Here is a 25,341-nt window from a genome sequence, read left to right on the forward strand (position 1 = left end):
CGGTGGCCGGGGATTCTCTCATAAGTTGCACCTGTCACTCTGTGCTACGTCGCTGGCACTTTTTTGGGGCCTGAAAGTTACCTCTGTTACTTTTCTGCACCAAAATGTACTTATTAATAAAAGATACATTATTTCATTGAGGGCGACTCACGAACGCAACGCAAGACTTTTTTGCCCTTATCCAAACCATCTATCCCGCAGTTCTGGACGGAAAACCGCAATCAGCTACACGAGGCAAAATAGAGACTGGCACGAAAGCTGCCTTTGTAAAATGTACATTTTATGAATATGTACGTTTTATGAGGTTTTCCTGATGTCAGACGCCACGTCAATGGCCGAGGATTTCGCCAGCGGTCGCAGCGACCCGGTGCAAGCCCTCGAACAGGCACTCGATCAAGCGAGCCGCTCGGCCAGCGTTTTCATTTCCCTGACCGCCGAGCGCGCCCGCCGTGAAGCCGAAGCGTCCGCCGCCCGGTGGCGCGCCGGCCAACCCTTGAGCAGGTTCGACGGTGTGCCCGTGGCCTGGAAAGACCTGTTCGACGTGGCTGGCAGCGTCACCACCGCCGGCGCGGCTTACCGGCGCAACGCGCCTGCTGCCTTGCTCGATGCGCCGAGCGTGGGCCTGCTGTGCCGCGCCGGGATGGTCAGCGTCGGCAAGACCAACCTCAGCGAACTGGCGTATTCCGGCCTGGGCCTGAACCCGCATTTCGGCACGCCGCACAACCCTCATGGGGCGGACCAAGCGCGTATTCCAGGCGGCTCGTCCTCGGGTTCGGCCGTGGCCGTGGCCGCCGGGATTGTGCCGATTGCCATGGGCACCGACACCGCTGGCTCCATTCGCATCCCGGCCGCCCTCAACGGCCTGGTCGGCTATCGCAGCAGCAGTCGGCGCTACAGCCGTGACGGCGTGTTTCCCCTGGCCCACACCCTCGACAGCCTCGGCCCGCTGACCCGCAGCGTGCGTGATGCGCTGGCCATCGACGACCTGCTCCATGGCCGCGCCCAGACCCACAGCGCCCGCAGCCTCAAGGGCCAGCGCTTTGTGTTGGCGCAGCAGGACGTCGAGCCTGCGGTGCGCAACAACCTGCTGCGCGCCGTGGCGCAACTCCAGGCCCAAGGCGCGCTGATCGAAGAACGTGAATGCCCGACCTTCCAGGCCACCCTGGACCTGATCAAACACCACGGCTGGCTCGGATCCTTCGAAGCCTTCGCCCTGCACCAGAGCCTGCTCGACAGCGCCGATGCCGAGCAACTCGACCCCCGTGTGCGCCGCCGCCTTGAAGCTGCGCGCACGTTGCCGGCCAGCCAACTTATCCACCTGACCGATGCGCGCCGCCGCCTGCAACAGCAACTGCTCGACGACCTCGACGGCGCGATCCTGATCACCCCCACCGTGGCCCATGTCGCGCCGCCACTGGCACCGCTGGAAGCCGACGATGACCTGTTCATCAGCACCAACCTCGCCACCCTGCGCCTGACCATGCCCGGCAGTTTGCTCGACATGCCAGGCGTCAGTGTGCCCAGCGGCCGCGACGCCCAGGGCCTGCCCACCGGGCTGCTGCTCAGCGCCCCGACGGGGGAGGACGCGCGGCTGTTGCGCGCGGCCTTGTCTGTCGAATCCGTACTCAACATTTAAGGAGACACATCATGGCTAAAGACATTCTCTGTGCATTCGGCGTCGACGTGGATGCCGTCGCCGGCTGGCTCGGTTCCTACGGCGGCGAAGACTCGCCGGACGACATCTCCCGTGGCCTGTTCGCCGGTGAAATCGGCGCGCCGCGCCTGCTCAAATTGTTCGAGCGCTACGGCCTGCGCACCACCTGGTTTATTCCCGGCCATTCGATGGAAACCTTCCCCGAGCAGATGAAGGCAGTGGCCGACGCCGGTCACGAAATCGGCGTGCATGGCTACAGCCACGAAAACCCCATCGCGATGACGGCCGAGCAAGAAGAGATCGTGCTGGATAAGTCCATCGAGCTGATCACCCAGGTCACCGGCAAGCGCCCGACCGGCTACGTCGCGCCGTGGTGGGAATTCAGCAAGGTCACCAACGAACTGCTGCTGAAAAAAGGCATCAAGTACGACCACAGCCTGATGCACAACGACTTCCATCCCTACTACGTGCGCAAGGGCGACAGCTGGACCAAGATCGACTACAGCCAGCACCCCGACACCTGGATGAAGCCCTTGGTACGCGGCGAAGAAACCGACCTGGTAGAGATCCCGGCCAACTGGTACCTGGACGACCTGCCGCCGATGATGTTCATCAAGAAAGCCCCCAACAGCCACGGCTTTGTGAACCCGCGTCACCTGGAAGAAATGTGGCGCGACCAGTTCGACTGGGTCTACCGCGAACACGAACACGCGGTGTTCACCATGACCATTCACCCCGACGTGTCCGGCCGCCCGCAAGTGCTGTTGATGCTTGAGCGCCTGATCGAACACATCCAGAGCCATGCCGGCGTGCGCTTCGTCACCTTCGACGAAATCGCCGACGACTTTATCCGCCGCCAGCCGCGTACCTGATCCCAACCCAAGCAGCCCCCACCTCCCGAGGCGCGATTATGTCCATCTACAACAAGCTTGACCTGACTGGCTGGAAACCCCGGCAACTGACGTCCCAGGAAGTGCGCTTCGCCACCTGGATCGCGTTTTTTGCCTGGGTGTTTGCGGTGTATGACTTCATCCTGTTTGGCACGTTGTTGCCGGAGATCGGCCGACACTTTGGCTGGGGTGAAGTGGAGCAAGCTGAAATCGCGACCTGGGTGGCGGTGGGTACTGCCGTGGTTGCCCTGGCCATCGGCCCAATCGTGGATAAATTGGGCCGCCGTAAAGGGATTATTTTCACCGTGGCCGGCTCTGCGCTGTGCTCGGCGCTGACGGCCATTGGCGGCGCGTGGGGCAAGTCGCCGCTGATTCTGATCCGTTCGCTGGGTGGCCTGGGGTATGCCGAGGAAACCGTCAACGCCACCTATCTGACCGAACTGTATGGCGCCTCAGAAGACCCGCGCCTGACCAAACGCCGCGGTTTCATCTACAGCCTGGTGCAGGGCGGCTGGCCGGTCGGTGCGTTGATCGCCGCCGGTTTGACCGCGTTGCTGCTGCCGATCATCGGCTGGCAGGGCTGCTTCATTTTCGCCGCGATCCCTGCGGTAGTGATCGCGATCATGGCGCGCAAGCTCAAGGAGAGCCCGCAGTTCCAGATCCACCAGCGCATCAGCGAGCTGCGTAAAAGCGGCGCGGTGAAAGAAGCGCAGAACGTCGCCGTGACCTACGGCGTGGATTACGACGAACACAGCAAGGCTGGCCTCAAAGCGGCGTTCCGTGGCCCGGCCCGTCGCGCCACGCTGGTGATCGGCGCGGCGCTGCTGCTCAACTGGGCAGCGATCCAGGTGTTCAGCGTGCTTGGCACGTCGGTGATCGTCAGCGTGCACCACATCTCGTTCGAGAACTCGTTGATCATCCTCGTGCTGTCGAACCTGGTGGGTTACTGCGGCTACCTCAGCCATGGCTGGATGGGCGACAAGATCGGCCGCCGCAACGTGATCGGCCTGGGCTGGATGCTCGGCGGGCTGTCGTTCGCCGGCATGCTGTTCGGCCCAAGCAACATGGCCATGGTGGTCGGGCTGTACAGCCTGGGCCTGTTCTTCCTGATCGGGCCGTACTCGGCGGCGCTGTTCTTTATCAGCGAAAGTTTCCCCACCAGCATCCGTGCCACCGGTGGCGCAATCATCCATGCCATGGGGCCGATAGGTGCAGTGGTCGCAGGCTTCGGTGCGACCCAAGTGTTGTCCGCCGGCAGCGACTGGCAGACCGCTGCGCTGTGGTTCGGCGCGTTACCGTGCTTCCTGTCCGGCATGTTGATGTTTGCCGCCCGCCATGTGCGTCCGGAAACCGTTCAATAAGGAGCCATTGATGAGTCGTAAAGTTGCCTTGATTACCGGTGCCGCCAGCGGCATCGGCCAAGCCCTCGCCGTGGCCTATGCGCGCAGCGGCGTGGCAGTGGTGGGCGGGTATTACCCGGCCGACCCGCACGACCCGCAAGCCACTGTCGACCTGGTGGAACAGGCCGGTGGCGAATGCCTGATGTTGCCGCTGGACGTGGGCGATACCGCTTCGGTGGACGCCCTGGCCGCACAGGCCGTGCAGCACTTCGGCCGGTTGGATTACGCGGTCGCCAACGCCGGCTTGCTGCGTCGCGCGCCGCTGCTGGAGATGACCGATGCGCTGTGGGACGAGATGCTCAACGTCGACCTGACGGGGGTGATGCGCACCTTCCGTGCGGCGACGCGGCACATGAAGGAAGGCGGCGCGCTGGTGGCGATTTCCTCGATTGCCGGTGGCGTGTACGGCTGGCAGGAACACTCGCACTATGCCGCCGCCAAGGCCGGTGTGCCGGGCTTGTGCCGGTCGCTGGCGGTGGAATTGGCGGGCTTGGGCATTCGTTGCAATGCGGTGATCCCTGGGTTGATCGAGACGCCGCAGTCCCTGGACGCGAAAAACTCGCTGGGGCCGGAGGGCTTGGCGAAAGCAGCGCGGGCGATTCCGTTGGGCCGGGTAGGGCGGGCGGATGAGGTGGCGTCGCTGGTGCAGTTTTTGACCAGTGAGGCGTCGAGTTATCTGACCGGGCAGAGCATCGTCATCGACGGCGGCCTCACTGTGCGCTGGCCTGACTAACAGGTGTACTCGATCAAAATGTGGGAGGGGGCTTGCCCCCTCCCACATTGGAAGTGGTTTTTTTCAGGAGTTTTTGCATGAACCAACTGACTAACCGCCGGGCCGTGATCACTGGCGCCGGCAGCGGCATCGGCGCCGCCATCGCCCGTGCCTACGCCGCCGAAGGCGCGCGTCTGTTATTGGCCGACCGCAACGCGGCCAGCCTCGCCGAAACCGCGATCACCTGCCGCAACCTCGGCGCCGAGGTCTTTGAATGCCTGGCCGATGTGGGCACCGTCGAAGGCGCCCAAGCCAGTGTCGACCGTTGCGTCGAACACTTCGGCGGCATCGACATTCTGGTCAACAACGCCGGCATGCTGACCCAGGCGCGTTGCGTCGATCTGTCCATCGAAATGTGGAACGACATGCTGCGCGTCGACCTCACCAGTGTGTTCGTCGCCAGCCAGCGCGCCTTGCCCCACATGGTCGCGCAGCGTTGGGGGCGGATCATCAATGTGGCCTCGCAACTGGGCATCAAGGGCGGCGCCGAACTGACTCACTACGCAGCCGCCAAGGCCGGCGTGATCGGCTTTACCAAGTCCCTGGCGCTGGAAGTGGCCAAGGACAATGTGCTGGTCAACGCCATCGCCCCTGGCCCGATTGAAACGCCTTTGGTCGGCGGTATCAGCGACGACTGGAAGCGCGCCAAGGCCGCCGAACTGCCCCTGGGCCGCTTCGGTTTGGCGGATGAAGTCGCGCCCACCGCCGTGCTGCTCGCCAGCGAGCCGGGCGGCAATCTGTTCGTCGGCCAGACCCTGGGCCCGAACTCCGGCGACGTCATGCCATGAGTGAGGTGTAGCCATGTGCGGACTCTGCGGATTGCTCGGCGAAGACCTGCACTGGAGCGACCCCCTGGGCGACGAATTGCCCCGGCGCCGCGAGCGCCTGCGCCGTATTGCGGCGATCAACCAGGTGCTGGCGGTGTTCCGGCTCAAGGTCGAAGACTTCCAGGGCGCCTCCTATCTGCTGTTGGGCGCCACCGGCAAACAGGCATTGGCGAGCGGCCTGGATCAACTCTGGCAGGCGGCCGAAACCATGCTCGGCCGCCCGCTGGACCCCCTCGATGCACGGCTGTTGGATCACCTGGAGTCCGCCCCATGAGCATCGCCCTGAATGTCATCACCGGCTTCCTCGGCAGCGGCAAGACCACTTTGCTCAAGCGCCTGCTGCAAGGCGAAAGCCTTGGCGATACCGCACTGCTGATCAATGAATTCGGCGACGTCGGCATCGACCATCTGTTGGTCGAAGAAGTCGCGCCCGACACCGTTCTGCTGCCCAGCGGCTGCGTGTGCTGCTCGATCCGTGGCGAACTCAAGGACGCGCTGCTCGGCCTGTTGCAACGCCGTGAGCGTGGCGAAATACCTGCGTTCAAACGGGTGATCCTGGAAACCACCGGCCTGGCCGACCCGGCGCCGATCCTCGCCACCCTGAACAACGATGTGCAATTGCGTGGGCGTTTTCACATTGGCCTGGTGATCACCCTGGTCGACGCCAGCCACGCCGCCCTGCAAGAACGCCTGCACCCGGAATGGCTGGCCCAAGTGGCGGCCGCGGACCGTTTGCTGCTGAGCAAGACGGACCTGGCGGGCGACTGCGAGCCACTGCGGGCGCACCTGCGTGCACTCAACGCCGGCACGCCGATCCTCAACACCCATGACATCCACAGCGGCGATCAACTGCTGCTCGGCGAGGGCCTGCGCAGCGCCGAGCCGACGGTGGAAGTCAGCCGCTGGCAACTGCATCAAACCACCAGCGCCACTCACGGCGCGGCGCAAGTGTGCAGCCTGACCTTCGACCAGCCGCTGGATTGGGTGGGTTTCGGGGTGTGGTTGTCGATGCTGTTAAGATGCCACGGCGAACGAATCCTTCGCGTCAAAGGACTGCTCAACGTGAACGCCAGCAACGCCCCCATCGTCATTCATGGCGTGCAGCACTGCCTGCATGCCCCGGTCCATCTGCCTGCGTGGCCGGGCACGGATCGGCAATCGCGCCTGGTGTTTATCCTGCGCGGCCTGGACCCGGCGCTGCTCCGGCGATCCTTTGAGGCGTTCTCGCGGCGGTTCGCCGGATGATCACCCTACGTGTCCTCGGCACCTCCGTGACCTTGCTCGAAACCTTGCGCGTTCGGGCTGAACAGGAACTGGGCATTCGGCTGATCTACCAGGTACACGACGTCGAACAGGCCCAGCGCATTGCGGTGATGCATCCCGACAGCTACGACCTGTACGACCAGTGGTTTCACAACGTCGACTTTGTGTGGCCGGCCCGGGCGATCCAGCCCATCGATACACGCCGCATCGCGCTGTGGCATGAGATCAACGACCTGCCCAAGCGCGGGCGCCTGTCCTCCAGCGACCGCCTGGGCAGTGGCAGCGTGCCCAGCGAGCGCTTATTCGTGCAGCACGACGGCAGCCTCGGCAGCACCGTCACCGAACGCATCAGCATGCTGCCCCTGACCCACAATGCCGACAGTTTCGCCTACCGCCCCGAGCGTCTGCCCGAAGGCTTTTGCCACGGCAACGAGAGCTGGGGCTGGCTGCTGGACCCGGCCTGGCGCGCGCGCACGGCGCTGCAAAGTGACGCCGCCATCGGCGCCCTGGATGCCGCGCTGGCGGTGCAGGGCGCAGGGCTGGCCCGTTTTAACGACATCGGCAACATGAGCATCGAGGAGATCGACGTGTTGGCTGACATTCTGGTGCGCAAGCAGAAGGAGGGGCACTTCGCGGCGTTCTGGTCCGACGATGAAGAGGCGGCGCAATTGATGCTCAGCCCGAACGTTGATATCCAGAGCCTGTGGTCGCCGACCTTGATGCGCTTGCATCGCGCCGGGGTGAAATACCGTCTGGCCGTGCCCCGCGAAGGCTATCGCGCCTGGTTTGGCGGTTTGTCGCTGTCGCGCCATGCCCAAGGCCCGGTGCTGGATGCGGCCTATGCCTACCTCAACTGGTGGCTGTCCGGCTGGCCCGGCGCGGTCATGGCCCGCCAGGGTTATTACATCGGCAACCCTGCGCGCAGTCGCGACCACCTGAGCAGCGCTGAGTGGGATTATTGGTATGCCGGGAAGGCTGCTCGGGAAGAGTTGTTGGGGAGTGATGGGTTGCCGTTGATTGATATCGGCGAGGTGCGCGATGGTGGCTCGTATGAGCAGCGGATGGGGCATATCGCGGTGTGGAATTCGGTGATGGATGAGCACAACTACCTGGTGCGCCGGTGGGGGGATTTCATGCGGGCGCGGTGTGTTTGATTGAGTGGGCTGGGGCTCGCTCGGATAAAAAATGTGGGAGGGGGGGTACCGGGTTTGTCGGGGTACATATCCGTTATGTGGGTAACGGCTGCCTATGGTTCCGCCCTTACGGCGGGTCACTTTTGGAAAGCCATCCATGGCGCAGGGCGGCTAAACCGGCATCCCTGCCGGTTTACCCCCCAAATCAATATCGGATTCCCGCCATCGTGGTTGACGGGGCGATTCCCGATCAAAAGCAAGAGCGCGGCGGCCTTAGAGCCGACCGGTGTTGTGTCGGATGTACTGGGTTAAAAATGTGGGAGAGGGCTTGCCCTCGATAGCTGTGGATCAGTCACAGCTGCATCAGCTGACACTCCCCCATCGGGGGCAAGTCGTCGCACCGCCCCTCCCACATTTTGATCTCCATATATCAGATAGATCTCAGACTGCTGTAGATCTGCTTTAGATCTGCTTTTGCTCTTGCTCTTACATCCTTTTCGCTGACGAAGTCAGCGGTCTTTTGATCTGCGCTTTTGATCGTGATCTTGATCTTAGGCGCCCCGTTAAACACGCTGGCCGAACGCAGGCTTGAATCCGTGGGTAACCCGGCAGGACGCCGGGTTAGCCGCGCTGGGCCAAGGATGGCCCATCGCGGCGGCCCACGGATTCAAGCCGGAGTGAGGGCACACCGAGCCTAGGCGAGGTGCCGAGTGTTGGGGCAAGAGCCCTTTGGTGGACTTGTTCCCTCGCAGCGGACGCCAAGAAGCGATATTTTAATCGCAACCTTGGAGGCACCTATGTCACAGCAAACCCGCCGCAGTTACACCGACGACTTCAAAGCTCAGGCAGTGACACTCGCTGAAAGCATTGGTCGAGGAGAAGCAGCTCGACAGTTAGATATCTCGGTCAAAACCTTAGGTAATTGGCTGGACGCCGCACGCAACGGGCGTCCTCTCAGTTCTCCTGCCCGGCATCCGGTCTCTGACCTGGAAAGCGAGCTGGCCCGGCTTCGAGCTGAAAATGCCACGCTTAAAATGGAACGAGAAATCCTAAAAAAAGCGACGGCGTTCTTTGCCAGAGAGTCCAACTGAGATACGCCTTCGTCGCCCGTGAACGGACTCGCTTTCCAGTCAGGTTGTTATGTCGAGTGATGGAAGTCTCGGTGTCGGGCTTTCACGGCTATTTGAAACGCCGGGAACGTCCTGATCCAGACGCTGAAATTCGCCTGGAAATTCGTGCGATTCATCATGCCAGTCGCGGCACTTATGGGCGCCCGCGGATGGTCAAGGCACTTCATAACCGATCTTTTTCAGTTGGGCATAAGCGAGTGGCCCGGTTGATGCGAGAAGAAATGTTGCGAGGGAAAATCAAGGCTCGGTTCAAACACTCGATGGATAATCGGTATATCCAGCCAATTTCCGACAACGTGTTGAAACGACGTTTTTCTGTGACAAGCCCAACTCCCGCGTGGGTGGGCGATATCACCTATATTTCGACGCGTCAGGGGTGGCTATATTTGGCCGTGGTGCTGAGCATCCAAACACGCCAGGTACTCGGTTACAGCCTGTCGGAACGGATGCCTGAGGGTCTGGTGCAGCAGGCTTTTTTGAACGCCTGGACGAATACACCAGTTGATCAGGGTGTAATTTTTCACTCTGATAGAGGTCGGCAATACACGGGCAGCGGTTTTCGCAGCATGATCTTGGACAGGGGGTTTGTGCAAAGCATGAGCCGTAAGGGCAACTGCTGGGATAACGCTGTAGCAGAGAGCTTTTTTGCCACACTCAAGAAGGAAGAAGCTACCGGTGTGTATCCCAGCAAAGCACAGGCTCACGCATCTATCGCGAGCTACATCCATGGTTTTTACAACCCGACACGGCTGCACTCGGCGCTGGGATACAGCTCACCTAATGACTACGCAAAGCAACTGAAGCAAACTGCTTAACGCTCGCTTTATGGCGTACGTTTTGAGGGAGCAAGTCCATGGTTACTTTGGGGCTTTTCCAAAGTGACCCGCCGTAAGGGCGGAACCAATATCCGCCATCACCCAAATAACGGATATGCCCACACTCAACCCCAGGGTCGCCAATAAACCGCCACCCAACTCCCCGATTTTATTGGATGCACTCCCCCCAACTCCCAGCTAATCTCCTCAAACCAAATACTCACTCCCAATAGATGTTTTTTTGACGCCGGGTCAGCTGTCGCAAGGAATGCACATGACACAACGACGGAGTGGCAGAAAGCGGCGAACACTGCCAGAGGGCACCGCCATGACGTGGCGCCATACGTTCCAAACCCGTATCGCCGGGGTGCTGGCGTTGCTGCTGCTGGTGGTGGTCGCCGCCACCTATTTCGCCGTCAAGGCCGCCACCACCCGCGCGGTGGAGAACCAGGCACAGGTCCAATTGAAAACCGGAACCCAGGTGTTTGAACGCCTGCTGGACCTGCGCGGCCGTCGCCTGCAATACGGCCTCGGTTGGCTCACCGCCGACGGCCCGTTCAAGCAGGCCGTGGCCGAAGGCAAGACGGTGCCGATTCTGGCTGCACTGCGGCGGCATGGCACCGGCATCCGCTCCAGCGAAGTGTTTGTACTGGGCCCGGAGGGCAAGGTCGTGGTCAGCACCTTGCCCATCCTTACGCGCGGGAAGCTTTTTCCCTATGACAACGCCTTGCGCCAGGCACGGCGCAACGGCCTGCAAATGCTGATTGTGGCCCTGGACGGGCGACCTTACTTGCTGGTGCAGGATCAAGTACTCGATCCATTGCCCATCGCCCGCGTCGTCATGGGCTTTCCCATGGACCAACTGTTTGCCAATGAACTGCGCTCCATGAGCAACCTGGAGGTCTCGTTCCTCAGCGTGCAGGGCGGCAGGCCTGGTCCCTTGTTCAGCACCCAGCCTGAGGCTTATCAGGCCGCCATCCTCAGCCTGCTGCACGATGCGCCGCTGAACCCGCAGGCGCAGATCCAGTTGTTTTACGGTCAGCGCGTGCTCAGCCGAGTGTTGCCGCTCGCCAACTCCGGTGACGGCGACGACGTGCGCGTACTGCTGCAAAGCCCGCTGGACCACGCACTGGAATCCTTTGCGCCACTGGATCGGCAGTTCCTCGGGATTGCCCTGGCGGTGCTGCTGGTGTCGTTGGCCGGCGCGTTGTTCCTGGCGCGGCGGGTGTCGCGCCCGCTCAACGCGCTGGTGGAGGCGGCCGGGCGCATCGGCGCGGGTGACTACCGCACGCCGGTGCGGGTGCGCAGCCACGATGAATTCGGCCTGTTGGCCCGTGCCTTCAATGCCATGCAAAGCGGCATCGCCGTGCGCGAACGGCAACTGGCCCATAACGCCCTCCACGACCCACTGACCGGCCTGCCCAATCGCGCCCTGGCAATGGAGCGCCTGGGCAGTGCGATCAGTGCGCGGCGGCCGGTGGTGTTGCTGTACCTGGGCATCGAGAACTACCGCGTCATCAACGAAGGCTTCGGCCCGCAAGGCGTGGAAGAGATGATGCGCGAAGCCAGCCGGTGTCTGTCCATGAGCCTGTTGGCCAGCGACACGGCTGCACGCATCACCGGCAGCGAATTCCTGTTGCTCCTGGAAAACACCGAGATCGACCGCGCCGTGGCCCGCGCCGACCGCCTCTACGCGCTGCTCACCGAACCCCAGCGCATCGGCAGTCACGAAGTGCGCCACGAGGTCAGTATCGGCATCGCCGCGTACCCCGCCGACGGCCAGCACGTGGAAGAGTTGATCAGCCGCGCCGCGATTGCGCGCCACGATGCAACGACGCTGCCCGGCTATCTGCAGGTCTACCAACAGGACCGCGACCTGGCACACCAACGCCAGATCAGCTTGATCCGCGACCTGCGTCGTGCGGTCGTCGAAGGTCAGTTGTACCTGTGCTACCAGCCCAAGCTCGACCTGCTGCACGGTCAGGTACGCCAGGCCGAAGCCTTGCTGCGCTGGCAGCACCCGACGCTGGGGCTGGTGTCGCCCGCCGAATTCATCCCCCTGGCCGAACGCACCGGCAGCATGGGCGGCCTGACCCAGTGGGTGATTGAAGAAGCGATCCGCCAGATCGGCGAATGGGCGCAGCGCGGACTGCCTATTCAGCTGTCGGTGAATATTTCGGTGGACGACCTAGCCGATGATGAACTGGCGGTCCGTGTCACCACTTTGCTGACGCGCTACAACGTGCCGGCCCAGCAACTGATTTTCGAGATCACCGAAAGCGCGATCATGCACAACCCGCAGCAGGCCCTCAGCGTGCTGGAGCAACTGCGCGACTGTGGCATCAGCCTGTCGGTGGATGACTTCGGCACCGGCTATTCGTCGCTGGCGCAATTACAGCGTCTGCCGGTGCAGGAGTTGAAGATTGACCAGTCGTTCGTGCGCAACCTCGACAGCGCCACGGGCGATGGTGTGATCGTGCGCTCCACCATCGAAATGAGCCACAACCTGGGGCTCAAGGTGGTGGCCGAAGGCGTGGAGTTCGAGCCGAGTCTCAAGCTGCTCAAACAGTGGAACTGCGACACGGCCCAGGGCTACCTCATCAGCCGGCCACTGAATGCCATGGCGTTCGAGAGGTGGATGCGCCGCGAGCACGCGCAGGTCTGATGACCCGCTGCTACAGTTTCTACGGTCCAGGCCGATAGGCTTTACAAGGCTTGACCGTTTGCACAGTTATTTACCGACCAACGGTCAAGTATCCAGCGCTATTGAGTGATGGCATTATGCCTTGGTTGCGGCATCATGACCGCACATCGCTGTGCCAAGGCTGGCCGCTCATTTTCCATTTTTTGCGGATCGACCATGGCCCGAACTTTTCCTTCGATCTCCCTGATGCTGATGCTGGCGGGCTCTGCCTCGGCGGCCACGCTGGACCTGTCGTTCAAGCAGGCCGATGGCAGCCCGGTGGCGGATGCGATAGTCACACTGCAAGGCCCGCCCGCCGCATCGGCCGGCGTGCTCACGGCCAATATGGACCAACGTGGCCAGCGCTTCGCCCCCCATGTGCTGGCGGTCCATACCGGCACCCAGGTGCGTTTCCCCAATAGCGATAACATCCGGCATCAGGTGTATTCCTTTTCTACGGCCAAACGTTTCGAATTGCGCCTGTACGAAGGCACGCCCGCCGAGCCGTTGCTGTTCGACAAACCCGGCGTGGTGGTGCTCGGCTGCAATATTCATGACTGGATGCTCGGCTACATCTACGTCACCGACGACCCGCACTTTGGCGTCAGCAACGCCCAGGGCCAGGTACGCCTGGAGCAGCTGGCGCCCGGTGATTACCACGCCACCCTGTGGCACCCGCAACTGAAGGATATGCAGCCGTTGGACGGCGGCACCTTGCACGTGCCCGCCGCAGGCCTGAGCCACAACGTAGTGCTGGCCCTGGAGCCCGCGTCCGAAGACCTTCCGCCCACGCCAAGCGCCTTTGGTGATGCCTTCAATCGAGCTGCCCGTGAAACTGCGCAGTAGTTTCCAGGCGCGCGTCGCCAGCGTCCTGATCCTGCTGTTGCTGGTGGTGATCGGTGCGCTGTATTTCAGCGTCAAGGCAGCCACCAGCTCAGCGGTGCGCAGCCAGGCGCTGGCCCAGCTGGATGTGGGGGCGCGGGTCTTCGAACGCTTGCTGGACGTACGCGGTCGGCGCCTCGCCGACGGCGTGCAACTGCTCGCGGCCGACTTCGGTTTTCGCGATGCCGTGGCCAGCGGCGACTCGGCGACGATGCGCTCGGTGCTGCTCAATCACGGCAAGCGCATCAACGCCAGTGACATGATCCTGCTGGGCATGGACGGCAAAGTCCTGGCCAGTACTCTGAGCGAAGTGCCCGAAGGCTCGACCTTCACCTATGACCAGTCGCTGCGCGAAGCCCGGCGCAATCGCCAGGCCATGCTGATCGTGCCGCTGCAAGGCAAGCCGCACCTGCTGGTGGAAGCCTCGGTGCTGGCGCCGCTGCCGATTGCGCGGGTGGTGATGGGCTTCAGCATGGACGGCGCGTTCGCCGGTGAATTGCGTTCGTTGAGCAACCTGGAAGTGTCGTTCCTGGCGATCGAGAAAGACCAGCCTGGCGAGTTGGTTACTACCCAACCCCAAGCGCTGCACGAGAGCATCCAGGCACTGATGCAGGGCGATTCCACGCGCCGAGGCGTGTCCACCACCGATCACCTGGAACAGAGCTTCCTCAGCCAGTCGCTGGTGTTGGCCAGCGATGAAAACGGCAAAGTCCTGGCCTTGCTGCAAAGCCCGCTGGACGCGGCGATGCAAGCCTTTGTGCCGTTGGATGAAAAGATCCTGGTCATTGCGTTGGTCGCGTTACTGGCGTCGCTGATGGGTGCCTTGCTGCTGGCGCGTAGCGTGTCGCGTCCGGTACAGGCCTTGGCGCTGGCGGCCGAGCGTATTGGTCAGGGCGATTACCAGACGCCCGTGGCCCTGGCCCGCAGCGACGAGCTGGGCTTGCTCGCCAGTGCGGTCAACTCCATGCAAAGCGGCATCGCCGAGCGCGAACAGCAGCTTGCTCACAATGCCCTGCATGATCGCCTCACCGGCCTGCCGAACCGCGCACTGGCCATGGAGCGCCTGGGCAGTGCCATTGCGTTGAATCGACCGGTCGCCTTGATCTACCTGGGCATCGACAACCTGCGCGCCGCCAGCGAAACCGCCGGGCCGGATGCAGTGGACCAATTGCTGCTGGCCGTCTGCCGTCGCCTGGAGGCGGTACTGCGCCCTGGCGATACCCTGGCGCACCTGATCGCCGACGAGTTTCTGCTATTGCTCGAAGGCGCCGGCAGCGACGAGGCAGTGGGCATGGCCGACAAACTCCAACAACTGTTGCTGCGCCCCCAGCGCATCAACGGCCATGACTTGGCGCTGGACTGCCGCCTGGGTATCGCGGCATTCCCGGCCGACGGCGAAAGCCCGCACACCCTGCTTGAGCGTGCGGCCATCGCCATGAAAGACGCCGCGCAAATGCCCGGTCGCCTGCAAATCTACGAGCACGGCCGTGACCTGGCGCACCGTCGCCAGATCACCCTGATCCGCGACCTGCGCCACGCGCCTAACCAGGGCCAGTTGCTGCTGCATTACCAGCCCAAGCTGGACATTCGCCAGGGCACCGTACGTCAGGCTGAAGCCCTGTTGCGCTGGCAGCATCCGCAGTTCGGCATGGTCTCGCCGGCGGAATTCATTCCCCTGGCCGAACGTTCCGGCAGCATTCAACTGCTGACCCACTGGGTGATCGAAGAGGGCATTCGTCAGCTGTGTGAATGGAACCGCCGTGGCCTGTACCTGCAGTTGTCGCTGAACATCTCGGCGGACGATTTACTCGGCGATGAGCTGGCCCACCGCGTCTCGGCGTTGCTGCGTCGCTATGGTTTGCCGGCGGAGCAACTGGTGTTCGAAATCACCGAAAGCGCAGTGATGCGTGAGCCGGAAAAAGCGCTGAAAGTCCTGCACCTGCTGCGTGATTGCGGCATCAGTCTGTCGGTGGATGACTTCGGCACCGGCTATTCGTCGCTGGCTCACCTCAAGCGCTTGCCGGTGCAAGAGTTGAAGATCGACCAATCCTTTGTCCGTAACCTCGATGAAACCAGTGAGGATGCGGTGATCGTGCGTTCCACCATCGAGATGAGCCACAACCTGGGCCTCAAAGTGGTCGCCGAGGGCGTTGAATACGCCCACAGTCTGCGTCTTCTGGAGCGCTGGCAGTGCGACACGGCCCAGGGTTACCTGATCAGCCGGCCCTTGAGCGCCGACGCTTTCGAAGCCTGGGTGGCGTTGCCCCTCAGTGCGCAAACTTCCCTGGTTCATTGAGTGGCTGACGTGCGTTTTTCTCTATTGCTCGGCTGCCTGGCCGCCCTGACTGTGCAAACCACCCTGGCCGATAACGGCCGCCTGATCGCCACCGGCGGTGCCAGCAGCATCGAGGGCACGGCGGGCGGCGGTATCACGCCGTGGGCGGTGCTGGCCGGCTACGGTGAACAGCACGAATGGGGCGCGACGGCGTTCGCCACCACGGTCAACCTGCCGGACTATCGGCTGGACGTGGCGGGGCTGGCGCTGGCCTACGACAACCGCGTCGAAGTGTCTTTCGCCCGCCAGCGCTTTGACCTTGGCAGCCTGGTGCACAAGCTCAATCTGCCGGAAGACAATCTTGGCCAGGATGTGCTCGGCGTAAAGGTGCGCCTGTTCGGTGATGTGATTTACGACCATTTGCCCCAGGTGTCCCTCGGCCTGGAATACAAGCACCAGACCAACTTCGACATCCCCAGCCTGGTCGGTGCCAGGCGCGACAGCGACGTGGAAGGCTACCTGGCCGCGAGCCGTTTGTTCATGGGCGCCGCGTTCGGCTACAACGTGCTCGTCAACGGCAGCCTGCGCTACAGCCGCGCCAACGAAACCGGTCTGCTAGGCTTTGGCGGCGACCGCCGTGACAGTCGCAGCCTGCTCAAGGAAGGTTCGGTGGCGCTGCTGTTCAACCCGCGCTGGGCGGTGGGCGTGGAGTACCGCGAGAAACCCGACAACCTGTCGTTCGCAGGCGAAAGCGACTGGGCCGATGTGTTTGTCGGCTACTTTCCCAACAAGCATCTGTCGTTTGTGCTGGCCTATGCCCGGCTTGGGGAGATCGCCACCTTGGATAACCAGAACGGCACCTATCTGTCGGTGCAAGGGAGTTTCTGATGCGTTTCCTACCGATCGCCCTGGTGCTGCTGCTCAGCGCCTGCGCCCAGCAACCGCCCAAGGACGACAGCCTGTACCGCGACCTTGGCGCCATGCCCGGCATCACCCGGATTGTCGAAGGCATGCTGCTCAACATCGCCCGGGATGAGCGCATCGTCGAACGCTTCCGGCGCGTCGATATCCAGCGCCTGCGCAACAAATTGATCGAACAGTTCTGCGTCGAAGCCGGCGGGCCGTGCACCTACACCGGCGACAGCATGGCCGAGAGTCACAAGGGCCAGAACGTGAGCCGCAGTGACTTCAATGCGCTGGTGGAGGATTTGATCAAGGCGATGGACAGCGAAGGCATTGCGGTGCCGGTGCAGAATCGGTTGATTGCCCGGTTGGCGGTGATGCGTGGGGAAGTGATCGAGCACTAGTCACCTGAACACCACGGTTCAAATGTGGGAGGGGGCTTGCCCCCGATGGCGATGGGCCTGAGTACATATCCGTTGTTTAGGTAACGACCACCTACGGTTCCGCTCTTACAGCGGCTCACTTTTGGAAGAGCCCAAAAGTAAGCAAAAGGCTCTCGCCCCACCACTCGGTGCCTCGCCTAGGCTCGGCATGCCCGAACGCAGGCTTTGGAGCGTGGGCCGCCGCGATGGGCCATCCTTGGCCCAGCGCGGCTAACCCGGCGTCCTGCCGGGTTACCCACGCTCCAAAGCCTGCGTTCGGCCAGCGTGGTTAACGGGGCGACCCGAGATCAAAAGCAAGAGCGCGGCGGCCTTAGAGCCGACCGGTATTTCATGCAAGTGACCATTCAAAATGTGGGGGGCACTACCTCTTCGAGGTAGCGCTGTCGCGCAACAAACTGAGGGCGCCTACAAAATCTCAGTTTTAGAGGTGATTTTTAACTCTTTAAAATCAGTAACTTATTTTATGTTTGATAAGAGCTTGCTCCCGTTGGACTGCGCAGCAGTCCCATTCTTGGGGCCGCTTCGCGGCCCAGCGGGAGCAAGCTCCCTCGCCACAGGTACGGTGTTCGTCCTTAACTGACTGGCATTGGGGCAAGCCCCCTCCCACATATTGATCTGTGTTGTTTATGAAAAAGGCGGCTACCTGTTTAGGGTAGCCGCCTTTTTTTACCGCCGATAAAGCTTAATCCGGCAGTTTAAACGCCATCACATAGTCACCCTGCTTGGTACCCAGGGAACCATGACCACCCGCCACGACCAGCACGTACTGCTTGCCGTCCTTGCCGGTGTAGGTCATCGGTGTGGTTTGCGCGCCGGCTGGCAGGCGGCCTTCCCACAGTTGCTTGCCGTTTTTGACGTCGTAGGCACGCAGGTACTGGTCGAGGGTGCCGCTCAGGAAGGACACGCCACCGGCAGTGGTGAAGGTGCCGCCCAGGCTAGGCACGCCCATGCTCAGCGGGATCGGAACCGGCGAGCTGTCACGCACGGTGCCGTTCTTGTGCATCCAGATGGTTTTGTGGGTGGTCAGGTCGACCGCCGCCACATAACCCCACGCCGGTGCCTGGCACGGCAGGCCCATTGGCGACAGCATGGCTTCGAGGATCACACCGTACGGCGCGCCTTTGTTCGGCTGCACGCCTTCGGTTTCGCTGACGCGAGGGCCTTGCTTGGCGATGTCGGCGGCTGGGATCAGCTTGGACTTGAACGCCATGTAGCTAGGGTTCACGAAGGCGATCTGGCGTACCGGGTCGACGGAAATACCACCCCAGTCGAACACGCCGAAGTTACCTGGGTAAACGATCGAGCCTTGCAGCGATGGCGGGGTGAACGCGCCGTCGTAGCGCAGGGATTTGAAATCGATGCGGCACAGCAGTTGGTCGAACGGCGTCACGCCCCACATGTCGCGCTCTTTGAGCGGCGGCGGCATGAAGTTCAGCTCGGACTTCGGCTGGGTAGGGGAGGTACGGTCGCCCGCGACTGCGCCTTGCGGCACGGCCACTTCATGGACCGGCACCACCGGTTGGCCGGTTGCACGGTCCAGCACGTAGATGCTGCCTTGCTTGGTCGATGCCATGACGGTCTGCTTCACGCCGGCGTCGGTCTTGATGTCGATCAGCGACGGCTGCCCGCCCACGTCCATGTCCCAGAGGTCATGGTGAGTGAACTGGAAGGTCCACTTCACGTGGCCGCTGTCGATGTCCAGGGCGGTCAGGCCGGCGGAATATTTCTCGGAATCGTCGGTACGGTCGCCGCCGTATTGGTCGGGCATCTGGTTGCCCATCGGCAGGTAGAGCATGCCGAGTTTTTCATCCACGGCGAACATGGACCACATGTTCGGCGAGTTGCGGGTGTAGGTCTTGCCTTCGGCCAACGGGGTGGTGTCGTCCGGGTTGCCGCTGTCCCAGTTCCACACCAGCTTGCCGGTGTGCACGTCGAACGCGCGGATCACGCCGCTTGGCTCGTCGGTGGAGACGTTATCGGTCACGTGACCACCGATCACAACCAGGTTCTTGGTCACGGCCGGTGGCGAGGTGGAGTAGTAACCGCCTGGGGCGAAGCTGCCGATATTGGCACGCAGGTCGACCTGGCCTTTGTCGCCGAAGTCTTCGCACATCTTGCCGGTGTCGGCGTTCAGGGCGATCAGGCGGGTGTCGGCGGTCGGCACGAAGATGCGTTTAGGGCAGGCATTCGGCGCGGCGGCCGGGCTGGCGCTGCCGGTCGGGCTCTGCTCGGACGCGTAGGCGGCGTCATCGTGATACGACACGCCACGGCAGGTCATGTGCGCCCAACCCTTGAAGTTCTCAGCGCCCTGGCTGCTGATCTTCGGATCGAAACGCCAGATTTCCTTGCCGGTGTCCGGGTCCAGGGCAATCACTTGGCTGTGCGGGGTGCACACGTAGAGCATGCCGTTGACTTTCAGCGGGGTGTTTTCCGCGGTGGTCTCGCCTGGATCGTTCGGGCCAGGGATGTCGCCGGTGCGGTAGGTCCACGCCGGCACCAGCTTGTGGGCATTCTCCGGGGTGATCTGCGCCAGCGGCGAGTAACGGTCACCGAAGGACGAACGACCGTAGGAATTCCAGTCGCCATCAGCCTGGGACGGCGCAGCATTGGCCATGCCCGGCACCGCGTCGCTGTCCAGTTGGCCTTTGATTTCACCAGGGTTGGTGAACTGGCTGGCGAGGGCGGCAGCGCCGGCCAACACCACGGCCACGCTCAGCGCGCCAGTGCCCAGCGGGGCAGGTTGGCCACGCAGCAACGGACGACGAAACCACGGCAGCAACATGACGATGCCCAGGGCGAACAGCAGCGCCAGGCGTGGCACCAACTGCCACCAGTCCAGGCCGACTTCCCACAATGCCCACACGGTACTGGCGAACAGCACCAGCGCGTACAGACCCAGCGCCGCACGGCGGGTCGCCAGCAGCAGGACGCCGGTGAGGGCGATGCCGATACCGGCCAGCAGGTAGTACAGCGACCCGCCGAGCATTGTCAGCTTGATACCGCCGGCCAGCAGGGCCAGGCCCATGATCAGCAGCAAGACGCCTAGCAACCTGGGCAGCAGGCGGCTTGGGCTTGAAGCACCATCAGTGCTCATAGTGTGTTTCTCCGTGACGTTGGAATAATTGTGTAACCCCGTGCTTCACTCACTGTAGATGACGATTCGGCACAGGCTTGGTTCAGCGTTAATTCGGTTTTTCTGAGGATCGGGAGGGTTATCCACAGGCCGGCGATTTATCCTTGGGCGCAGCTCGGTGTAAGACAGCGCTGTCTTGATGGCTAGGAATATTCAGCAAGATGGGGTCGACCGGGAGATGAAACGTTTCAGGTTGTTGCGAAGGATAAAGCGCGGAGGCGTTTAGAGAAAGCCTGAATCGCAAGATGCATCATTTCAGATTTGGTAACAGTGACGAAGTGTCGCTGCAAAAATGAATGTGGGAGGGGGCAAGCCTCCTCCCACAGGAGATTTCCAGTGTTTTTAGAAGCTGGTGCGCAGGCCCACTTGCACGCTCCTGCCCGGGGCGGGCGCCACATCGCGCAGGATCGAACTGGCATAGCGCACGGTCTGGTTGGTCAGGTTTTCACCGTTCACAAACGCCAGCCACTGGCTGCCGCCCATGTTGAAGTGGTAACCCGCGCTCGCGCCCAAAGTGGTGTAGCCATCGGTGCCGCTTTCGTTATCCGGTACTCGGCCCTGGCCCGCTGCGTGTTCCACGTCGATGCGCGCCTGCCAGCGGTCAAGTTCCCACAGCAGGCCGCTGTTCAAGCGCAGCGGCGCAATGCGCGGCAAGGCTTCGCCGGTATCCAGGTTGGTGGCGCGGGTGTAGTCGCCCGACAACTCCAGGGCGAATTTGCCGTAGGCGCCTTCGCCGAGCTTGATGTGATCCTGTGCCTCAAAGCCGGCGAAGCGTGCACGCACGCCGGAATATTCGTACTCGGGAATGCCACCCGCGTCTTCTTCACCGTCATCGTTCAGCGTACGACCGGTGCCCAGCAGGCCGATGTAATTGGAGAAGCGGCTGTAGAACACGCCGAAGCTGCCTTTGTGGGTGCCATTGTCAAAGCGCAGAGCCAGGTCGCTGGACACGGCTTTTTCTTTCTTCAGGTTGGCGTCGCCCAGTTCATAGGTGCCAGTGGCGACGTGGGCGCCGTTGGCATACAGCTCGTAGAAGGTCGGCGCGCGCTCGGTGTAGCCCAGGGTCGCGGCCAGGGACCAGATCGGCGTCAGCGTATACACCGCGCCCGACGACAGGCTGCCGGCGGTGAAGTCGTTGGATGTGTCGGCACCGGCAAAACGTGCGTTGCCCTTGGCGTCCGGGTCGACGCTGGTGTGTTCCAGGCGCCCGCCGAGACTGAGCTTGAGGCGCTCGGTGGCCTGCATTTCTTCAAGGATAAACAGCGCGCCGGCGTTGGTGTCGGTCTGCGGCACGAAGGCTTCTTCACCGAGGGCCGAGAATTCGTTGCGGGTCACCTGGGCGCCCACCACGCCGTCGAACGGGCCGATGGGCTGGTGACGCGCTTCCACGCGGGCTTCATAGCCCTTGTTCTTGAAGATCGTGCCGGTTTCGCCGCCTTCGATTTCGCGGTGCTCGTAGTCGGTGTAGCCCGCGTCGAGTTTCACCGAGGTGAACGGGCCTTGCAGGTTGCGGATCTCGGACGCAAAGGCGTAGTGATCCTGCTTCATGCGGATGCGCACTGCCTGTTCGGCAGGCGAGCCGTAGTTACTGTCGTAGCTGCTGTAGGACAGCCCGGCATAACCGTCATCCCAGGTGTAGGAACCGCCCACCGCGCCGCCGTCCTGGCGCCCGTCGCTGTTGCCCAGGCGCCCGTTCTTGCCGGGGCCGTCTTCGCTGTCCGGTGCGTGGCGGCTGCGGGCCTGGCCTGGGATTTTCAGGTCGTTGAATTCCCGCGCATTGGCGTCCAGGTGCAAGGCAAACGTACCGTTGCCGGCTTCCAGTTTGCCCGCGCTGCTGCGGGTGGTGTCGGCGCCGCCGTAGCGCAATTCACCGGCACCGTGAATGCCTTCGATGGCCTCGGTGGGGATGCGGTTGTCGAAGGTGTTGACCACGCCGCCGATGGCGCTGCCGCCATATAGCAACGCGGCCGGGCCACGCACGATTTCAATGCGTTCGACGTTGACCGGGTCCAGCGGCACCGCATGGTCATAAGACAGCGACGAGGCATCCAGCGCGCCCACGCCGTTGCGCAGGATGCGAATGCGGTCGCCGTCCTGGCCACGAATGATCGGCCGGCTGGCGCCTGGGCCAAAGTACGAAGACGACACGCCCGGCTGCTTGTTCAGGGTTTCGCCAAGGCTGCCTTTTTGTTGCAGTGTCAGGTCGTCGCCTTCCAGCACGGTGGTCGGTGAGGCGAGCTGCTCGCTGCCCAGCGGGTTGCCGGTGATGACTTGGGGTTGCAGTTCCAGCGCGTGGGCTTCGGAGCAGATCAGCAGGGCGGCGGCAAGCGGAGTCAAGCGCCACAGGGAAGAGAGGGACATCGGACATTCCTTGGCAAAACGACGAAAAGATTTGAAAGTTATAGTTACAATATAACATCTCTTTTTCGTGATCCACGGGAACTTTTTATCAGTGGGTGGGCGGGGTGATAAGGTGTGCGCCTTCGTGATTACTTTTTTCATAGGCCCGGCATGACCGCGACAAGCAACGACCCCCTTCACGGCGTCACCCTGCAGCACGTCCTCACTACCCTGGTGGAACACTACGAATGGGAAGGCCTCGCCGAGCGCATTGATGTGCGGTGTTTCAAGAGCGACCCGAGCATCAAGTCGAGCCTGACGTTCCTGCGCAAAACGCCGTGGGCGCGGGAAAAAGTCGAAGGGTTGTACGTCAAGCTGATGCGCACCAAACGCCCGCTGGATTGAACCCATGAAGCGGTTTATAGCGGCAGCGGCACTGGCCGGTTGGATGGGGTTGGCGACTCAGCAGTACCTGATTTTCTATTCGCGCTGGGAAGCCGGCGCCAGCCTGCTGGGCGGGTTGATCAACTTTTTCAGTTTCTTCACGGTGCTCACCAACACCTTGGCGGTGGTGGTATTGAGTTATGCCCTGGTCCAACGGGATTCAGCGGCGAAGCGGTTTTTTCTCAGGCCGGCGATCAGCAGTGGGATCGCCGTGAGCATCCTGGTGGTGGGGTTGGCGTACAGCCTGTTGCTGCGGCATTTATGGCAGCCCGAAGGCTTTCAGTTCATCGCCGACGAACTGCTCCACGACGTGATGCCGGTGCTGTTTTTTATCTACTGGTGGCGGTGTGTGCCCAAGGGTACGTTGCGCTTCAAGCACATCGGCGCCTGGGTGCTCTACCCGCTGGTGTATTTCGCTTATGCGCTGCTGCGCGGGGATTTGCTCGGGCAGTATCAGTACCCGTTCATTGACGTCAGCACCCTCGGTTATCCACAGGTGTTCGTCAATGCCGGAGGGATTCTGGCGGGGTTTGTGGCGATTGCGCTGGCAGTGCTGGGGCTGGATAAAGTCATCAAGCCCCCTACTTGATTCAATCTTCTTCACTGCCTTCGGCGCGCCAGTAACCGACGGCCTTGAGGAACTCTTCATTGACCTTGTGGGTGTCCAGCAGCACCCGGCGCACCTGGCGCGACAGCTTGGTTTCGGTGGCGACAAAGCTGTACAGCGTGCCACCGGGCAGCGTCAGGTTCTGCACCACTTCCAGCAGGTTGTCCTGGCCGCGCACCACCCATATCACGTCCACATCGGCAGCACTGCGCAGCGTTTGCTGCTCCTCGGCATTTTCGATCTCGATCACCGCCAAGACCTTGCGCCCCGCCGGCAGTTCTTCCAGGCGGCGACCGATGGCCGGCAGCGCGGTTTCGTCGCCGATCAGCAGGTAGCTGTCGAAGATATCCGGCACGATCATCGAGCCGCGCGGCCCGCCGATGTACAGGCGCTGACCGACTGCGGCTTGTGCGGCCCAGGTCGACGCAGGGCCATCACCGTGCAGCACGAAGTCGATGTCCAGTTCGCCGATGTCCAGGTCATAGCGGCGCGGCGTGTAGTCGCGCATGGGTGGTTGCGGGCCGTCGCCCTTGAGGCTGAACGTCGGGCTTTCCAGGGCATCCCGTTCGGCGGCGGTCTGCGGGAACAGCAGCTTGATGTGATCGTCACTGCCCAGGCTGATAAAGCCTGCCAGCTCCGGCCCGCCCACGGTGACGCGGCGCATGCGCGGCGTGATGTCGACCACGCGCAGTACGTCGAGGCGGCGTAATTTGATTTCGTGGCTAACGCGATGGATGACTTGCGTATTCATTGGGCTTTCCCGTCGGCAATGGCTTGGGCGGTGCTGTTGAGCAACGCGGCGACACGCTGGATTTCTTCCGGGCTCCAGCGCCCGTGGTGCGACTGCAGAGCGTGGCGCAGGTTATGCACCGCCTCATGGATTTGCGGCGGGCGGTCATGGCCGCGCAGCGAGCGTTTGCTCACATCCATGCGCATGCGGATACCCTCAAGGGCAATCGCCTGTTCGCTGATGAAGAGACGACCGGCGTCGGTGATTGTGTAGCGTTTTTTTCCGCCCTCGGCGTCGCCCGTGATCAATTCGCTTTCTTCAAGAAAGGTCAGGGTGGGATAGATCACTCCAGGGCTGGGGCTGTAGGCGCCGTCGAACAGGGCTTCGATCTGGCGGATCAGGTCGTAGCCGTGGCAAGGCTGGTCGGCAATCAGCGCCGGCAGCAGCAGTTTCAGGTCGCCCGGTGCGAAGACGCGGGGGCCACGCCCGCCGCGTTCACGGCCGGGGCGTTTTTCGAAGCCGTCGTGGCTGTCACCGTGGTCTCGGTGGTGATGAGGGTCTCTCATTTCTGTGCGCTCTCTTTGCAGGTTTAGACATAACGTAAGATATATCTTATTGTTTGGGTATGCCTGGGCGACCAACGGTCATTCGCCTAGGTGCATGGGGCAAGTGCAGTGCAACTTTTAACGTTTACGCTATAACTATTGATTAGAGTTGCTGCTCTAGTTTTTTATGCAGGGCTTGGCGGTTTTTTATTATGTTTGTGGTACTGTTCTTACAGGCTATTCAAGTTGTTTTAGTGTCAGGTAGTTGTGTAGTACAAATCTTACGGATACTTTTAAAGTTTTGGCAAATTGCCATAAAATTCACGCGAGCCTTGTAGTGTAAGGGCTACGTGGTTATGGGAAGTTGCTGGCATATTTGAAATTGAAATCGGTGGATCATGTCTGGGTGTTGTGCTGACCTCTTACGGGCAGTCATGACTCTCATTGCAGGTTGATTTTGTTTGTTAACGTC

General features: G+C 62.0%; 21 protein-coding genes. 17 read left to right on the forward strand and 4 right to left on the reverse strand.

Going from position 1 to position 25,341, the window contains the following annotated elements; translation table 11 throughout:
- Positions 1 to 313: 313 nt before the first annotated feature.
- The 15 genes from AB3G88_RS05360 to AB3G88_RS05430 all read left to right on the forward strand — a co-directional run bounded on the left by AB3G88_RS05360 (position 314) and on the right by AB3G88_RS05430 (position 17,031).
- The gene (locus AB3G88_RS05360) at positions 314 to 1,636 is read left to right on the forward strand and encodes an amidase (RefSeq protein ID WP_480453442.1); all 1,323 of its coding nucleotides are present in this window, start codon (positions 314 to 316) and stop codon (positions 1,634 to 1,636) included.
- 11 nt (positions 1,637 to 1,647) lie between these two features.
- Positions 1,648 to 2,526, forward strand: a complete 879-nt coding sequence (locus AB3G88_RS05365) for a polysaccharide deacetylase family protein (RefSeq protein WP_003234086.1) — start codon at positions 1,648 to 1,650, stop codon at positions 2,524 to 2,526.
- Positions 2,527 to 2,564: 38 nt separating this feature from the next.
- The gene (locus tag AB3G88_RS05370) at positions 2,565 to 3,905 is read left to right on the forward strand and encodes an MFS transporter (RefSeq protein ID WP_099585016.1); all 1,341 of its coding nucleotides are present in this window, start codon (positions 2,565 to 2,567) and stop codon (positions 3,903 to 3,905) included.
- A gap of 10 nt (positions 3,906 to 3,915) precedes the next feature.
- The gene (locus AB3G88_RS05375) at positions 3,916 to 4,677 is read left to right on the forward strand and encodes an SDR family NAD(P)-dependent oxidoreductase (protein WP_099585017.1); all 762 of its coding nucleotides are present in this window, start codon (positions 3,916 to 3,918) and stop codon (positions 4,675 to 4,677) included.
- Between the two features lie 77 nt (positions 4,678 to 4,754).
- Entirely contained in the window at positions 4,755 to 5,504 is a 750-nt protein-coding gene (locus AB3G88_RS05380; RefSeq protein WP_480453443.1) for an SDR family NAD(P)-dependent oxidoreductase, read from the forward strand.
- 13 nt (positions 5,505 to 5,517) lie between these two features.
- Complete coding sequence (locus AB3G88_RS05385; protein ID WP_099585019.1) at positions 5,518 to 5,817, forward strand: hypothetical protein; 300 nt, start codon at positions 5,518 to 5,520, stop codon at positions 5,815 to 5,817.
- Entirely contained in the window at positions 5,814 to 6,788 is a 975-nt protein-coding gene (locus tag AB3G88_RS05390) for a CobW family GTP-binding protein (protein WP_099585020.1), read from the forward strand. Before AB3G88_RS05385 ends, AB3G88_RS05390 begins: the two co-directional genes overlap by 4 nt.
- A complete protein-coding gene (locus AB3G88_RS05395) occupies positions 6,785 to 7,960 on the forward strand; it encodes an ABC transporter substrate-binding protein (RefSeq protein WP_480453444.1) in 1,176 nt (391 codons plus the stop codon). The genes AB3G88_RS05390 and AB3G88_RS05395 overlap by 4 nt, the downstream gene beginning before the upstream one ends.
- A gap of 776 nt (positions 7,961 to 8,736) precedes the next feature.
- Positions 8,737 to 9,030: a transposase gene (locus AB3G88_RS05400; RefSeq protein WP_064452164.1), complete on the forward strand. Its 294-nt coding sequence runs from the start codon at positions 8,737 to 8,739 to the stop codon at positions 9,028 to 9,030.
- The gene (locus AB3G88_RS05405; protein WP_218573960.1) at positions 9,027 to 9,884 is read left to right on the forward strand and encodes an IS3 family transposase; all 858 of its coding nucleotides are present in this window, start codon (positions 9,027 to 9,029) and stop codon (positions 9,882 to 9,884) included. Before AB3G88_RS05400 ends, AB3G88_RS05405 begins: the two co-directional genes overlap by 4 nt.
- A gap of 328 nt (positions 9,885 to 10,212) precedes the next feature.
- Positions 10,213 to 12,549 carry a putative bifunctional diguanylate cyclase/phosphodiesterase gene (locus tag AB3G88_RS05410; protein WP_480453445.1) on the forward strand — a complete coding sequence of 779 codons (2,337 nt, stop codon included), beginning with the start codon at positions 10,213 to 10,215 and terminating at the stop codon, positions 12,547 to 12,549.
- A gap of 195 nt (positions 12,550 to 12,744) precedes the next feature.
- Positions 12,745 to 13,413, forward strand: coding sequence for a methylamine utilization protein (locus tag AB3G88_RS05415; protein WP_158878422.1), 669 nt, complete (start codon positions 12,745 to 12,747; stop codon positions 13,411 to 13,413).
- Positions 13,397 to 15,745: a bifunctional diguanylate cyclase/phosphodiesterase gene (locus AB3G88_RS05420; protein ID WP_112193645.1), complete on the forward strand. Its 2,349-nt coding sequence runs from the start codon at positions 13,397 to 13,399 to the stop codon at positions 15,743 to 15,745. The genes AB3G88_RS05415 and AB3G88_RS05420 overlap by 17 nt, the downstream gene beginning before the upstream one ends.
- Before the next feature lie 9 nt (positions 15,746 to 15,754).
- Complete coding sequence (locus AB3G88_RS05425) at positions 15,755 to 16,612, forward strand: DUF3034 family protein (RefSeq protein WP_480453446.1); 858 nt, start codon at positions 15,755 to 15,757, stop codon at positions 16,610 to 16,612.
- A complete protein-coding gene (locus tag AB3G88_RS05430) occupies positions 16,612 to 17,031 on the forward strand; it encodes a group I truncated hemoglobin (RefSeq protein ID WP_099583533.1) in 420 nt (139 codons plus the stop codon). Before AB3G88_RS05425 ends, AB3G88_RS05430 begins: the two co-directional genes overlap by 1 nt.
- 721 nt (positions 17,032 to 17,752) lie before the next feature.
- On the opposite strand, the gene AB3G88_RS05435 is transcribed toward AB3G88_RS05430, so the two are convergent.
- A complete protein-coding gene (locus AB3G88_RS05435; protein ID WP_480453447.1) occupies positions 17,753 to 20,164 on the reverse strand; it encodes a glucose/quinate/shikimate family membrane-bound PQQ-dependent dehydrogenase in 2,412 nt (803 codons plus the stop codon).
- A gap of 381 nt (positions 20,165 to 20,545) precedes the next feature.
- Positions 20,546 to 22,564 (reverse strand): TonB-dependent receptor, encoded by a 2,019-nt coding sequence (locus tag AB3G88_RS05440; RefSeq protein WP_099583531.1) that lies wholly within the window; start codon positions 22,562 to 22,564, stop codon positions 20,546 to 20,548.
- A 150-nt stretch (positions 22,565 to 22,714) separates the two neighbouring features.
- Here AB3G88_RS05440 and AB3G88_RS05445 point away from each other — a divergent pair, with 150 nt between their 5' ends.
- A complete protein-coding gene (locus AB3G88_RS05445; protein ID WP_016977534.1) occupies positions 22,715 to 22,948 on the forward strand; it encodes a VF530 family protein in 234 nt (77 codons plus the stop codon).
- Positions 22,949 to 22,952: 4 nt separating this feature from the next.
- Positions 22,953 to 23,576, forward strand: coding sequence for a Pr6Pr family membrane protein (locus AB3G88_RS05450; protein ID WP_480453448.1), 624 nt, complete (start codon positions 22,953 to 22,955; stop codon positions 23,574 to 23,576).
- A 1-nt stretch (position 23,577) separates the two neighbouring features.
- Here AB3G88_RS05450 and AB3G88_RS05455 read toward each other — a convergent pair whose 3' ends face one another.
- The gene (locus tag AB3G88_RS05455) at positions 23,578 to 24,345 is read right to left on the reverse strand and encodes a siderophore-interacting protein (RefSeq protein WP_158878427.1); all 768 of its coding nucleotides are present in this window, start codon (positions 24,343 to 24,345) and stop codon (positions 23,578 to 23,580) included.
- Positions 24,342 to 24,890: a PadR family transcriptional regulator gene (locus tag AB3G88_RS05460; RefSeq protein WP_480453449.1), complete on the reverse strand. Its 549-nt coding sequence runs from the start codon at positions 24,888 to 24,890 to the stop codon at positions 24,342 to 24,344. Before AB3G88_RS05460 ends, AB3G88_RS05455 begins: the two co-directional genes overlap by 4 nt.
- Positions 24,891 to 25,341: the final 451 nt, after the last annotated feature.

Source organism: Pseudomonas arvensis (assembly GCF_056688935.1).